This is a genomic window from Thalassotalea sp. Sam97 (assembly GCF_041379765.1).
Classification (GTDB): domain Bacteria; phylum Pseudomonadota; class Gammaproteobacteria; order Enterobacterales; family Alteromonadaceae; genus Thalassotalea_A; species Thalassotalea_A maritima.
In genome coordinates, this window is the sequence record NZ_CP166919.1 from 754,282 (window position 1) to 768,430 (window position 14,149).

At 40.3% G+C, this 14,149-nt stretch carries 12 protein-coding genes; 6 read left to right on the forward strand and 6 right to left on the reverse strand.

The annotated features are described in order from the left end of the window. Positions 1-21: 21 nt before the first annotated feature. Complete coding sequence (locus ACAX20_RS03325) at positions 22-3,111, reverse strand: immunoglobulin-like domain-containing protein (protein ID WP_371188588.1); 3,090 nt, start codon at positions 3,109-3,111, stop codon at positions 22-24. Between the two features lie 483 nt (positions 3,112-3,594). Continuing rightward, the gene (locus tag ACAX20_RS03330) at positions 3,595-4,920 is read right to left on the reverse strand and encodes an IS4 family transposase (protein ID WP_371185183.1); all 1,326 of its coding nucleotides are present in this window, start codon (positions 4,918-4,920) and stop codon (positions 3,595-3,597) included. A gap of 414 nt (positions 4,921-5,334) precedes the next feature. Between ACAX20_RS03330 and ACAX20_RS03335 the strand changes: the two genes are divergently transcribed. The 3 genes from ACAX20_RS03335 (at position 5,335) to ACAX20_RS03345 (ending at position 8,796) form a co-directional block, all read left to right on the forward strand. After that, on the forward strand, positions 5,335-7,245 hold the full coding sequence (locus ACAX20_RS03335; protein WP_371188590.1) for an aminotransferase class I/II-fold pyridoxal phosphate-dependent enzyme: 1,911 nt from the start codon (positions 5,335-5,337) through the stop codon (positions 7,243-7,245). Positions 7,246-7,414: 169 nt separating this feature from the next. Further along, a complete protein-coding gene (locus ACAX20_RS03340) occupies positions 7,415-7,912 on the forward strand; it encodes a TIGR00645 family protein (protein ID WP_371188592.1) in 498 nt (165 codons plus the stop codon). A 362-nt stretch (positions 7,913-8,274) separates the two neighbouring features. Then, positions 8,275-8,796, forward strand: coding sequence for a peptide-methionine (S)-S-oxide reductase (locus tag ACAX20_RS03345; RefSeq protein WP_371188593.1), 522 nt, complete (start codon positions 8,275-8,277; stop codon positions 8,794-8,796). Positions 8,797-8,912: 116 nt separating this feature from the next. Here ACAX20_RS03345 and ACAX20_RS03350 read toward each other — a convergent pair whose 3' ends face one another. Both ACAX20_RS03350 and ACAX20_RS03355 read right to left on the reverse strand, forming a co-directional pair. After that, a complete protein-coding gene (locus ACAX20_RS03350; protein WP_371188594.1) occupies positions 8,913-9,782 on the reverse strand; it encodes an EamA family transporter in 870 nt (289 codons plus the stop codon). A 98-nt stretch (positions 9,783-9,880) separates the two neighbouring features. Further along, positions 9,881-11,728, reverse strand: coding sequence for a TonB-dependent receptor plug domain-containing protein (locus tag ACAX20_RS03355; RefSeq protein WP_371188595.1), 1,848 nt, complete (start codon positions 11,726-11,728; stop codon positions 9,881-9,883). Positions 11,729-11,887: 159 nt separating this feature from the next. Between ACAX20_RS03355 and ACAX20_RS03360 the strand changes: the two genes are divergently transcribed. From ACAX20_RS03360 to ACAX20_RS03370, 3 genes are all read left to right on the forward strand, one after another. Next, entirely contained in the window at positions 11,888-12,037 is a 150-nt protein-coding gene (locus tag ACAX20_RS03360; protein WP_371188596.1) for a hypothetical protein, read from the forward strand. 71 nt (positions 12,038-12,108) lie between these two features. Then, on the forward strand, positions 12,109-12,510 hold the full coding sequence (locus tag ACAX20_RS03365; protein WP_371188597.1) for a hypothetical protein: 402 nt from the start codon (positions 12,109-12,111) through the stop codon (positions 12,508-12,510). Beyond that, on the forward strand, positions 12,507-12,875 hold the full coding sequence (locus ACAX20_RS03370) for a hypothetical protein (RefSeq protein WP_371188599.1): 369 nt from the start codon (positions 12,507-12,509) through the stop codon (positions 12,873-12,875). The genes ACAX20_RS03365 and ACAX20_RS03370 overlap by 4 nt, the downstream gene beginning before the upstream one ends. Before the next feature lie 107 nt (positions 12,876-12,982). Here the strand turns inward: ACAX20_RS03370 and ACAX20_RS03375 are convergent, their stop codons facing one another. Both ACAX20_RS03375 and ACAX20_RS03380 read right to left on the reverse strand, forming a co-directional pair. After that, complete coding sequence (locus ACAX20_RS03375; RefSeq protein ID WP_371188601.1) at positions 12,983-13,405, reverse strand: hypothetical protein; 423 nt, start codon at positions 13,403-13,405, stop codon at positions 12,983-12,985. A gap of 22 nt (positions 13,406-13,427) precedes the next feature. Then, complete coding sequence (locus ACAX20_RS03380; protein WP_371188603.1) at positions 13,428-13,979, reverse strand: hypothetical protein; 552 nt, start codon at positions 13,977-13,979, stop codon at positions 13,428-13,430. Positions 13,980-14,149: the final 170 nt, after the last annotated feature.

The following is a 14,149-nucleotide window of genomic DNA, read 5'->3' on the forward strand; positions in this document are numbered from 1 at the left end:
GCCGCTTCATGTTTGAAGGTGCTAGTTGATATCATCCCCTTGATAGTAAGAAATTAATCGTTTTGAATTTTCTTGTAGATCCCTGCCACCGACAAGGTAAACTCTCCCTTTGTATAGGAATGAATCTAAATATGTTTTTGCTGGGAAATCTAAAAGGTAGGTTTGCCAAGTATCTAGCTCTGTATCGTACTTAGCCATAGTTGTTTGGTTGTTGTTGTCTGAAACAGTTACTTGAGCAATGTGTCCATTGGTTACTGCGGTATCCATAGAACTGCCAAGTTGACTATTTGATGCGATGAAGTCCCAAGTATCAGTTGAAGGATCATATACTTCGTTGATACCTCTAGCGTAATTCCCACTAAAAACATATAGTTTTCCATTAATTGCTGCAGTGGACGCTCCATATCTCTTGTTCTTTAAGTTGGCTTTTGTGCTCCAAGTACCAGATTCAATGTCATACGCTTGTACAATTGTGGAAGCATATTCATTTTGAGTATTTCCTGCTACAACATAAAGCTCACCATCTATAACTTGAAGTTCAGATATCCACTCTAGCCATGTCGGCGAGTCTGAAAGAGCTTCAAATTCAAGGGTATCTTGGTTAACCTTGTATAAAGTTCCGCTGTTGTAGTAGTAAACTTGACCATCGTAAACGACAGCATCTCCAAAATAGTCACCAAGGGATGGGAAGAATGACGATGAAAAATTACTTGTTTCTGTAATCAGGTTATATCGATCGAGAGAAGTACCACCTAAGACCCACATAGTGTCATCGATTACACCAACACTTGGGGAAAGGATATGCTGTGGTATATCCGCATGAGTATATGTGGTTGTAGTTTCATCCTCTATAGTGATAGTTAATGAATGAACTTCTGCTCCTGTTGAGTCTAAGAACACAATATCAAGGTATTCAGAGCCTTCAAGGTTATCGTCATCAATGATTTCAATTTCGATAAAACCTTTAGTGCTACCGCTAGGAATTAGTGACTCTTGGTTTAAAATATTATAGTCAGAGCCTTCCGAAGCTGTTGATGTATCAGTAACTACGTAGGTTAGTTTTCGAACAACAGGCAGTGTCTCGTTCAGAGTGAAGTGGAACTTGTGTTTATAGTTCGCTTCGTAAAGCGTTGTATCTGGGTCGTTGAGTGATAAGCTACTATCTGGGTTAATAACGTTAACTGTTCGTGAAATGGTGGATACGTTATTGTTTTGATCCGTTACAGTGTACGTAATTAGATACGTACCAGGTACAGATGTATCTAAGGTAGATTCAACAACCAATGAGTCAGCGATGTTGTCATCCACATCATCAGTAACAGTTACCCCGCTTTCAATATATTCTTGATATAGGTAAATATTAACTTGATATTCGCCATTGAGTTTAATTGTTGGTGGTAAATCAATAATTTGTACATTTCGATAATCGGTTGTTGAGTTACCACTCGAATCAGTTGCCGTATAAGTGATGGTTTGCCAACCTAATTGGTAGGTATCTACTTCTCCTGATACTGTAACGGCAATATTGCCATCAACGTTATCCGTTGCTGTTGCGCCCTCGTCTATGTACTCTTTGCTAAACGTAACGGTGACATCTTTCTCACCGAGAATAGATATTACGGGCGCAATGGTATCTACTACATGAACTGTCCTTTGAGCGCGAGTGATATTCCCAGATGAGTCTTCGGCTGTGTAAGTTAGCGTATAAGTGCCTACGCTAAATGTATCGACAGTGCCCATTGTAGTGACGGTTATGTCGTTGTCGACATTATCGATAGCATTTGCGCCAGGATCATTAAAAGTTGAGCCATATTCAACGGTTATAACACTGTCACCTACAAGTGTTATAACCGGTGGAAGGCTATCAATGACGTTAACCGTACGAATAGTAGAAGATACATTGCCGGCAGCATCGACCGCAGAGTAAGTGATTGTGTATGTACCGATGGCGTTTGTATTAACTGAGCCGGAGGTTGTGACCGTAACTTCACCGTCAACGTCATCTAATGCTGTTGCGCCAGGGTCTTCGAATATTGCTCCGAATTCTATAGATATAACCAAGTCGCCCTGCACGGTAATTTGTGGAGGAGTGTTGTCAAAAATTCGTACAGTTCGAGTTATTGAAGACTTGTTACCTGCATTATCTGTTGCTTCGTACTTGATTAGGTACTCACCTATTTGAGATGTGTTAACTTCACCTTCAATGACAACTTCCACAGTACCGTCTAGGTCATCTAAGGCAGTTGCCCCTTCTTCAATATAAGCAGAATTTAGAGGTAGCTCTATATTCATTGCGCCATTTAGTGTGATGATAGGTGCAGTTTCATCTTTAACGGTAACCTTTCTGTTTTTTGTTGATTTGTTTCCTGAGCTATCAACAGCAATATAGGTTAGGGTATATTCACCAATAGTCGAGTAGTCAACTTGACCTTCAAGGGTAATATCGACTTCACCATCAACATCATCTAATGCTTCTGCACCCATATCGATATATTCAGTCAAAAATGTATGAGTGAGTGAGGGCTCCCCGAACAGTGTTATTACGGGGGCGGCAGTGTCAATAATGGTAACAGTTCGAGTTATTGAAGATGTATTGCCAGCGCTGTCGGTGGCGGTGTACGTAAGAAGGTATTCGCCAAGAGATGTATTATCGACACTTCCTTCAATAGTGACATCAATCTCACCGTCAACATCATCTAATGCTGTTGCACCATTTTCGATATATGGTTCATTAAACGAAAGTCTGATTTCAGCATCACCGTAAAGTTTAATGGTAGGTGGCATAATATCTTCAACGTAGACAACCCTAGTAGCATAGCCTGTGTTCCCCGATGAGTCGGTTGCTGAGTAAGTGATTTCATACTCACCGATCTGTGACGTATTTACACTGCCTTCAGATGTTACACTGACGTTTCCATCTACATCGTCGACTGCAGTTGCTCCTGCATCCTCATATATCTCGCCAAAGCCGATAGTTAGTGATTGATCGCCGATAATATTGACAATGGGTACAGTTGTGTCAGGTGTATCCTGAGGTTCACTGGCCCCGTCGCTTCCGCCACAGGCGATAAGAGATAGTGACAGGAATGGTACAGATAAGATTCTTAACATTCTAGCTCCTAAGAAAATTGTTGTTTTAAGAGTGAGAGGTGCTCAAGAATAGATGGCGCTTCCATGCATTTCAAAAACATCTCCGTGTTCTGATAATTCCGATATAAGGCTGATTGATCGAACCTCAGTATGGAAATTCATTTTACATTTTTTATTTTGATGTTCAATATTTTCAATTTGAAGGGAAATAAGTCGGTCAGCACACTGTGACTTGTAGATTTAACTATTTAACCCTTCGTGGAAAAAGCGTCAAAAATCACTGAAAATGATAGGGCAAGTCGCTAGTATTTACGTGAGACAATTTTTCGCCACTGTGACAACATAATGACATGGTTGAAACTGTGTCATTGATAATAAAATCAATAGCTTGAATCGTTTTCTGACTTCTTGGTCAAGTTCAAAATCCGTTGCCTTTGCGGGCGTGCCGGTTCAAGTCCGGCTTCCGGTACCATAATTAAGACCTAGCTATTGCTATAATGCCGTTCACTTAAGGTGAGCGGCATTGTTTTTTCTAGGATAACGACTAGGTCGTTTTTTTACACTCCTTGGGAATGTTCTTTGTCTCCTCGGTTCTAATATGAGGCTTCCAGCCATACTATAGAAGCTTTTAAGGTGCTGTGGAACTGCGCCTGGCGATGAGTAAGGAAGACCGACTAGCAATCTCATAATATGAGCAAGCGCGCCATTAAAGCTGAGCTGATACGGTAAATAGTCGCCTTTGAGACTGTAGCACATCTGGACCATTTGATACCGAATGAGGTTATAGGTTAACAGTACGCCCCAGAGCTCCTGTTTGACGAGTTCGGGTAGACGACTTCTCAATGTCAATCTGTTGCCAAGCATATATTGCTTCTGCTCCCTGTAGCCAAGTTCAATTTCCCATCGATGACTATATAAATCGGCTATGTCCGCACTAGGATAGCGCATAGGGTCAACCATGGATGTAAGCACATCATATTGCTTTCCCTTTACCGTTCTGGATATCAGTCGGACAATAAGCTCTTTTGGTAACTCAGGAAATAGTTTTCTCGCTCGGGGATTGCTTGTCAGTTTGATAAGCTTATCCTGACGACCTAACTTACGTATAACTTCATATTGAGTATTCTTTTTTAACGGTATAAGCCAATGGCGTTCAGTCCCCGTTGTTTGCCATTTGTGCAGCAAGCCAAGCGAGTAAAAACCACGGTCAAATAGGGTCAGACTATTATCTGGTGTCGTTTCAATTAATTGCTGGGCCAGTACCATTTCATTCACGCTATAACAATCAAATGCGCTGCCGGTAATTAAATGACTGCTTAATTCCATTTGGCAGACCATACGTACTTGTGGATACTGGGTTTCAAGACCATCACGGTTAGTTGGCTTAAGGAAGGATTCATTATTCTGTGGCGTATCTTCTGTCCGCCAAACTACCCCGTCTACGCCTAACAACGTTAGCCCATTCCACGTCGGTAATTTTGCATGTTCATACCAATGACGTCCCGTACATTCAAACAAAGCTTTGGCAGCCGCCTCTCCTAAATCCTTTCGACGTTGAGTGAGCGCGCTTGGAGCAACAAAAGGCTTACCTTCTCTATCAACAATATCAAGCATGTTTACTACATCTGCCATAGACTTGTCGTTATAAATAGCCATACCGACAAGTAACCATGCCATAGATTCTAAAGTTAACTTTCGCTTTCTCAGCGTCACAGTATCCGAAAGCTGATAGGCCTCTTCGATGAGTTTTAACGGCAGCATGTCTGCCAATGTTTCAACTTGATTGGGCTTGAAGTTGTTGATGATGTCTAGAGCCTGAGATACGTGCATAAAAAAATCCGATAAACGATGTTTATCGGATTTTTACATACTGTGCGGATCGTTCAACTGATCCTTTTAATAATGCCTAACTGATCGGCATTATAGCTATTGCTAGGTTTTTTTATGCCCTAAATAAAATATTCTAATCTGTCCTTTCTATTAAATTTCTTATCTAGGCTTTGTGTAAATCCCATATACTTACAGCAACTGGCTTACTTTTTAGTGAAGCTTATAGTTTTTGAATATAAGCACTGAATATTTTGCAGTTCTGCAAGCGAGGCTATTGAGCGCTATTTGTAGTGGTAAAGTTAAATTGACTTCGATTTATTACGATTAATTTCGTGTTTGTGAAGTATTCATTTCCTAACTTTCAGCTATTTGTATATGCTAATAAATACTGTATAAATTTAAATTAACATTGCTATGTTACCTCTCCTTCGAATTTTGTTAATCGAACAGAATCAAATCGTTTTACAAGAGCTTTCAACGAATCTATCCAAAACAGTGCCTAACTTTGAACGTCAGGATATTGATATCGATATTATTGAGTGTCTCGATTTACCAAAGGCACTGGAATATGTCACCGAAGATGGTGATATTCAGGCTGTAGTTTTAAGTTGGGATATTCATAATAAGAGTGGCGAACGTATTTACAGTCGCTTTATCGAACAGCTCAAGGACATTCGTATTGAGTTACCCGTTTATGTTATCGGCGATGATACTAAAGGGCTAGAAATCGTCAACGAATCCGAAGATATTGAGTCTTTTTTCTTTAAGGATGAGGTGATTTCTGATCCTGAAGCAATTTTAGGCTACATGATCAACGACTTCGATGATAGGTCGGAAACCCCATTCTGGACGGCATATCGCCGTTATGTTGGTGAGGCTAATGACTCCTGGCATACACCCGGTCATAGCGGTGGTTCTAGTTTTAGGAATTCACCTTATATCAAAGACTTTTATCAGTTTTACGGGCGTAATGTCTTTGTCGGTGACCTTTCCGTTTCGGTAGACTCACTAGGATCATTATCGGATAGCACCAATACCATAGGCCGAGCCCAAGAATCTGCGGCCGCGACGTTTGAAGTTAAGCGTACTTATTTCGTCACAAATGGTTCTTCAACCTCAAATAAAATCATATTACAAACACTGTTGCGTAAGGGCGATAAAGTTATCATAGACCGCAATTGCCATAAGTCGGTGCATTATGGCATTTTGCAATCAGCCAGTTTCCCTATCTATTTGTCGAGTATTTTAAACCCCAAATATGGGATCTTTGCACCACCATCGTTGGCTGATATCAAAGTTGCGATAGAACAGAATACCGATGCCAAATTACTGGTACTCACGGGGTGTACATACGATGGACTGCTAAGTGATCTGAAGCAAGTAGTAGATTTTGCTCATCAACATGGCATTAAAGTGTTTATAGATGAAGCCTGGTTTGCTTACTCGTTATTTCATCCTAGTTTCCGCTATTATTCTGCGATTCATGCAGGGGCAGACTATGTCACTCATTCTGCTCATAAAGTTGTATCGGCGTTTTCTCAAGCTTCATATATACACATTAACGATCCCGATTTTGATGCTGATTTCTTTAGAGAAATTTACAGTATCTATGCCAGTACATCGCCAAAGTATCAACTTATAGCGTCTCTTGATGTTTGCCAAAAGCAATTGGAGATGGAAGGCTATAAATTACTGAATGCGTTATTGAATCATGTGGAAGAATTTAAACAACACATGGCGTCACTGAAGAATATTAAAGTGCTAGGCAAGAAAGATTTTAAGAAAATGTTTGAGCATTTCAGTGATGACAATATGGGGCATGATCCGTTAAAAATACTCATCGATATTAGTGAACTGCCTTATTCGTTAAAGGATATTCACAAATATTTGCTGGACGAAATAGGCCTAGAAATAGAAAAATATACTCATAGTACCATCTTGGTTTTATTGACCTTAGGTGGCACTCGCTCGAAAATCATCCGTTTATATAATGCCCTGAAAAAACTAGACAACGGTAAGGCCAAACTGTCGAAATCGACGCGCAGAACCCGCTTACCTGAAAGTTTGCCTGCTATAGACTTGGCGTGTATTCCAAGTGAAGCCTTCTATGGTGAAAGAGAGTCGCTACCTATTGATAAGTGTAACAACCGCATTTGTGCCGGTTTAGTCACACCGTATCCACCGGGTATTCCTCTGCTGGTGCCGGGCCAGAATATTACCCAAGAGCATATCGAGTACTTAAAAGAGCTAGCAGGACAAGGCTTGACTATTCAAGGCAGTTTTGACGGTGAAATATATGTTTTGAAAGAGAATGCTTACAAGTAAAAAGCGCTATGTCATTGGGTTGTTAAATCTTTTTATACAGTAATATGCAGTGTTTTGTTGCCATCAAGCGATGAAGTTTCGGCAGTAATAAAAAGAGCGGCGTCTTGTCAGTCGGACTAAGTCAGATTATGATTCGATGAGTCAATTTAATTAGGATATTTCATTAATTATGAATCTAGAAAAAATGATCGAACGCTTTATGTATGCTTCTCGCTGGCTGTTAGCACCAATTTATTTTGGCTTGAGTATTGCCCTTGTCGCGTTAGGCATAAAGTTCTTTCAAGAGATTTTCCATATATTTCCGCAAATACTCATTATGAAGGAAATGGATCTTGTGTTGATGGTGCTATCTTTGATCGATATCGCGCTGGTATCAGGACTAATCATTATGGTGATGTTTACCAGCTATGAAAATTTCGTTTCGCGGATCGATATCGATGAAAATACTGAAAAGTTGTCTTGGCTTGGTACGCTAGATACCAACTCGTTAAAAAGTAAAGTGGCCGCTTCCATTGTTGCCATTTCTTCGATTCATTTGTTAAAAATTTTTATGAACGCCAGTAATATTGATAATGATAAATTGCTTTGGTACGTCATCATTCATCTGACATTTGTAATTTCGGCTTTTGCTATGGGCATGTTAGATAAAGCAACTCGTAAGCCTTAAGTGGTGATCTGTTGTTGCAGACGATCCGTTCAGGTTCGATTTTCTGTATTATTTAAGGCCTAGCTTTTGCTAGGTCTTTTAGTTTCTGCGCTAGTATGCTTTCGGTAACTAATCGGATTGAGCTACTTCTCTTGCTCGTATTTTAAACCTATCCTCGTAGTCCTAGAAAATTATTAAGCTATGAAATTTACAGTATATTCTGAAAATAGGATGATCACCGCAGCGCACTGCTTATAGGCTTCTAATTGTCACTTTAACAAAGAACAATTATTTATCACTGGTCCACTTTGACTCTAGATTCATTTTTGATTACATTCATTGCCGCATTTAATCCGAAATGTACTAACCTCGATTGATATATTATGAGCAAAGCAACTACCGTAAACTCTCACTCCGATGCAAACCCAGAAACTGACGTAATTTATTTTGCAGGTGGCTGTCTTTGGGGGGTGCAAGAGTTTTTAAAACACTTGCCAGGGGTGAAACAAACAGAAGCTGGTCGAGCGAATGGTACAACGCAATCTACAGCAACGCCTTACGATGGCTATGCCGAATGCGTCAAAGTTGAGTTTTACCCTGAACAAGTGAGCATTCATTTACTGATGGACTATTTTTTTGAAATCATAGACCCCTACAGCCTGAATAAGCAGGGCGATGATATAGGCGAGAAATATCGAACGGGCGTATATAGCCAAAACCCTTCCCACCTTAAGCAAGTGAGTCAGTATATTGCTGAGCGTGAAGATAGTGAGCAAATTGTCGTCGAAGTTTTACCATTAGTTAATTACGTCAAAAGCGATGAGGAGCATCAAGATAGATTGACTCGTTTTCCTCAAGATTATTGTCATATTCCTATCGACTTATTACACAAATATAAGCGTTAACACATACGGCGTAATATGGTGCGATAAGATGAAAAGAAAAACCCTAATGTGATATAACATTAGGGTTTTTTAATAAATGGAGGAGATAAAGTTGCGTTCTTAAAATCAAGCGCTATCTAGCGACCCTTTACGCGGTTACCAATCATCAGTGCTATAACAATGGCAAATGAGCCAATGGCAAGTTTAGTTAAGTCTTCAGCCGAGACAGCATCAGCTTCACCAAACACGAATAGTGATGCAAACATGGCAAGTGGTACAACCGCATTGTTAAAGGCCGACAAGGTGCCTACGGTTGTTTGGGTGGCGCCTTTATTCCAAAAGAAGAAACCAAGCCCTGAGGCAATTAAACCAAGGTAGATAAGTACAGCCCATTGCTTGGCACTTGCCTCCATGGGTACCGGAGATTGTTTAAAGACAACTAAGGTGACAAAGGTTGTAAAGAGTAACGCGCCAATATATAACAAGCCGAAAATAGCACGGTCATTAACCTCAGGTCTAGACTCTCGCCAGTTTCGGTAATAGACCTGACCAAAGGCAAATGACAAATTAGCGATTTGCATTAAAGCAAAGCCTAACCATATGTCTTCTGCAGCAAATTGTTCTGCCTTTATTACCGCAGCTCCGATCACAGATAGTGACGCAGCAAACAAGTACCAAGGCGTAAACTTACGTTTGCTTAAATCGTAAATAATGACCACATACAAGGGCGTTAGCACACTAAATAGCGCCACTAAATGCGATGGCAAGTAACGAAACGCTAACATGTAACAGGTATACATAACCCCATACTGTACAGCCCCTAAAGCCATCAGTTGGACTTTTTCTTGTGTGTTGGTTTGATTAAGTTTTAAAAACGGTAAAAACACAATCGCCGCCAGCAACAGGCGTATATCAGCAACTTGCATCGGATCTATGCCTTTGAGCGTATTACCGATAAGGCCAAAGGAAAATGCCCAAATTAGCGTTGTTATTATCAAGTACAGCATTTAAGTATTTATTCTCTTAATTTTCTTTGGTTAGTTTGGCTCGAAACGAACAGCCAATCCTATCATTGTTTCAGCAACAATAGGATCAGCTTATATCATTACCAGCTGTAATTAACCGTGAATGAAAATTGCTCACCTCGTCCTGGGGTACCAGGGATTTCTTCAAATGATTCATCCCATAAGTTATCTGCTGCTAATACAATATCTAGTGTATTAAAGTGAGCAGGTGAGTAGGTTAGCGTTAAATGGGTAAATAGCGCGCTATCATCGCCATTTCGTAACACATTGCCTTCTTGTTTACGCCACTCGTTATCAATTCGAATTTCTAACGTTTCGATTGGCGACCAAACAGCACCTAAGGTAATACGGTGTGGCGGATAATTTAACGCGTAAAAGCTGGCATCAATGTTCTCTGCAAGATAATTTTCAGACTTGTCTAAGAATGTGTAACTTGCAACAAGCGTCGCGCTATCTAACGATTTAATGGCGATCAACTCAAACCCTAAGGTTTCAATATCGACTTGATTAGCTGTTCGCGCTGAAGTTGAATCAAAGCTGTATGTCCAATCGGTCAGTTCATTATCCCAACGATAAAAAATAGCCGAATCTAAGCGCCAATCGAGTTTATCTAAAGACAGGCCAAGCTCTAAATTTTGACTGCTTTCTCGTTGTAGATCGTGGTTACTTCTAAATAATCCCCCTGTTTCACTGCCACCAATCGCTGAATAGCCAGCGACTTGAGTCGCTTCTGCGTATGAGAGGTAGAGCTTGCTGGTTGAGTTATCAGCATGGACGGTGAACAAAGACATATCACTGATCACGGAAACGTCTGAGTCATCTCGGTTACTGTCGTCAAAAGCACCGCCTAAGCGAAATGTTAGACTTTGATTATCTGCAAGTTGTTTACTGTATTGTGGAACAATGCTCAACTTGTAGTAATCTCGAGAGGTAAAATTATTCTCAAGTGACGTTGATTCAATCGAGTCAGCCATCAATTGACCCGCATAGTTAATCGCAACCTCGCTATTTACCTGATGGCTGCCTGACCATGCCAATGATTTTACTTCTGTTTGATGAAAGGCTTGAAAAGCTTCAGGGTTTTCCCTTGAAAAAATGTAGTGATCATTGTGCTTTCGATAATAAGCCGATAGTTCGAAACTGCTGTCTTTCGCGTACGTTTGTGTATGATTTAACATCAGCAATCGAGTTCGTAAGTCTTCGGTTTCGTTGACATTAAACGGGGTGTACATGTTCGGCCAAGCAAAGAACTTTTCTTGATAACCGAAAAACAGGTCTGTTTGCGAATCGGCGCTAATGTGTTGAATACGACCAGATGCACGCTCAAATTGATGATCACCGTTTTCGATTGTTCCATCACTTTCTGAACGAGAGTATTCGCCTTCGATTCCCCAGTTGTCATTGTTTGAATCACTCGGCCATCTATAAGCGTTATAAATGCGCTGGATATTAAAGCCATTATTGCCCGCGCCAACAGATAAGCCGCCACCCGTTTGGATAGGTTTCCATTGGTATGATACCGAGCCTACTGAGCTATTTACGCCATATAAGGCATTATTTGCACCGGTTAAAATAGCTGCTGGTGTTAACATTTCAGGAGCAATAGGAATTTCGGCAAAATAGTGTCCCGTTTGTGGGTCATATAAGGTTGTGCTGCCGACTCTGAAGCCTGTATTTTCAAATATTCCACCTCGAATACTGATGTCAGCCTGAGCCTCAGCCATGTTGCGCGATTGCAAATCAACACGTGGATCATATTCTAGATTGGATATTGGCGCGGCAAATGTGCCAACAGGAACCGTATTTGCTGTTGCTTTGCCTTCTACGGTGATATTTTCAATATCGTCTGATTTTGTCTCTGCATTAGTAGATGCCAAAGAGGCCATTGAGATTGTAGTTAATAATACAGCGTTAATAGCTCGGAGCATTGCATTTCCTTTTACACTATTTTTGATTAGGTTTTTGTTTTGTCTGCCTTATGCTCAGTGAACAACGTAGCCTTAATTACAGCGGAAACAGCAAGACAAAGTATTGGGTAAGCGTTGTTTTTTTTGCTAAAACGGGCGGATTATACGGACTTGAAACAAATGAAAATACAGCGTCCGCACAAAAGGTTAACAAGTGGCTTGTTTTTAACCTGTGGTCGTAATGCTTATTGGTCATGTGTTGGTGAAAATCGTGAAAACGTCGCATTATCTCAAAAGGAAAGTTGGTTAGTACCCGTGACGTTTGCTTAATTTTATTTGCTCATCTAGATTTAATACACGAATTTATTCACCTTTGCTTTGAAAAAAGCATGGAGAAAAAAATGCATAAAATCTCATTGTTATTACTCGGTTCTCTCTCGTTATTGATCTGCTCAGCCGTGTTAGCTGATGAGCCAACAAATAAAACCAAAGCTGAATTAGCGGTATTAAATCGCATCGGCTTAGAAACCAATGTTGATCAAGGGCTAAAGAACTTTGGTTATATTTCTGGTTTGGCGCTTGGTTGTGTAGCGAAAGCACAAAAAGTCGAATTAGAAAAAGAAGTGTTGGATATTAATGGTGATATAAATAGAACATTAGGTGCCGATAGGGCGTTTTTATTTGCAGCGGCATTTGGCTATGGAACCAACATCCAACTTGAACAAAGTGAATGTAAAGAAGTGCTTGATAGCTATGAGAAACAAGTTGACGCATTTAAACAAGGGGCAGGAGATATGCAATGAAGCACTTTAGCTATATATCAATTGCATTATTGTTCAGTACGTTGTTAATGCCAACTGTAGCTGAAGCTGGGCGATATGAAGTACGCAAGGAAATTCGAGAGGGTTACATTGAAGTGAATCGAGAAAAGCGCGAAGCAGCAAGAGAAGTTCTGCGTTGTAAAACTCGTCGCTGTGCTGCTCGAGAAATACGTGAAGGTCATAGAGAGGTGGCTAGAGAAAAACGAGAGGCACGTCGTGAAATTCGTCGTGCGATTCGTAAAAATCGCTATGACAAATGGCAACATCGAGATGACTTAATTGGTGGCATCATTGTTGGCGGTACCATAATCGGCGTCGTTGATGCGATTGCCAATAATGATGACTAATTTATAACATTGATAAGCTCATGGTGCTAATCACTTATTACGGTTATGTGATAATGGAGTGACTATGCGAAAGAGCTGTTAGGTCTTGAGCAAACTCATTTATAGCATTAATTGTCACCGATATAATACGACACGACATTTTGTGTATTCTCGGTGTCGTTAGTCCCCCCGATAAGGTATGTTCTACCTTTGTATATAACGGTATCTTTATAGGCGGTTGATTCTGTGTTTATGGTGAATACTTGCCAAGAATCATTCAAAGTATTATATCTAAGCACTAAAGAATTCTCAGTGATTTGTGATATGACAACATCGATAAACCTTCCATTTACCACGGCTGTATCAAATCGATCGCTTAGTTTCGAGTTGCCGGTGATTTCTTGCCAAGTATCAGTAGTTGGGTCATAAACTTCGGCTGTGTCAGCACTGTAGTTACCAGCAAAAACGTACATCTTGTTGTCAACAACGGCAGTCGCTGCACCATAACGACCATAAGTTAGCTCTGACTTAGTTGACCACGTCTTAGTCAAGGGGTAACTGCAAAGTTGTGGGCTAAGTGATGCTTTTAGGGTGGGAACTCAAAGAATTAATCGTATCTCTTAAATCATTGAGGGCATCAACAGCAAAGCCTTGGTCGTAAAAGTAAATAATCATACCTTTTTCATCAAGCAGTATGACCCTGGCATTCGTTGGGTTCTCGGTTCCCGTTAACTGCGTGATTTTGTTTGCATCATCAAAGACAGTGATGACGCCACCCCACAGTGATTTAGGTATCCCTTTACGCATACCATCGTTAATAAATGGCTCAAACATTTGCGGTAACATTCCGAAAATTGTTGGAATTTCGTAAGCAGTAACGTTGGTTTGTGTCATATCAAGGGCTATTAACCAGCGGTCAATGTCAAATTGACTTCGCTCTTTATAACCCACTAACAGCAGCTTTAGATCGCCAGCTAAATCGTTGGGAAGTTCTACGTTTTCATCGTTTAAATTTGTGCCTGAAATAAGCGGAAAGGGCTCATTGATAGGTGAACGATTTTGGATTGGGCTGCTGCAAGCAGTTATTAAACTTAGCATGAACAGGGTTAGGAGTAATTTAAACATTCTTTTCCTTATTAAAATGTCTTATAGATAACCTCTTACGCATTGTCTTTAAGAATCGTTCACTGCTACGCGCTTTTTTACGGCAAACTAGTAGCCATTAATGTTAAGTAATAGATATTTAGTCGCCCTTTGTGGTTTAATAACCTTTTCAAGTTAAGTGCTTTTTCAGC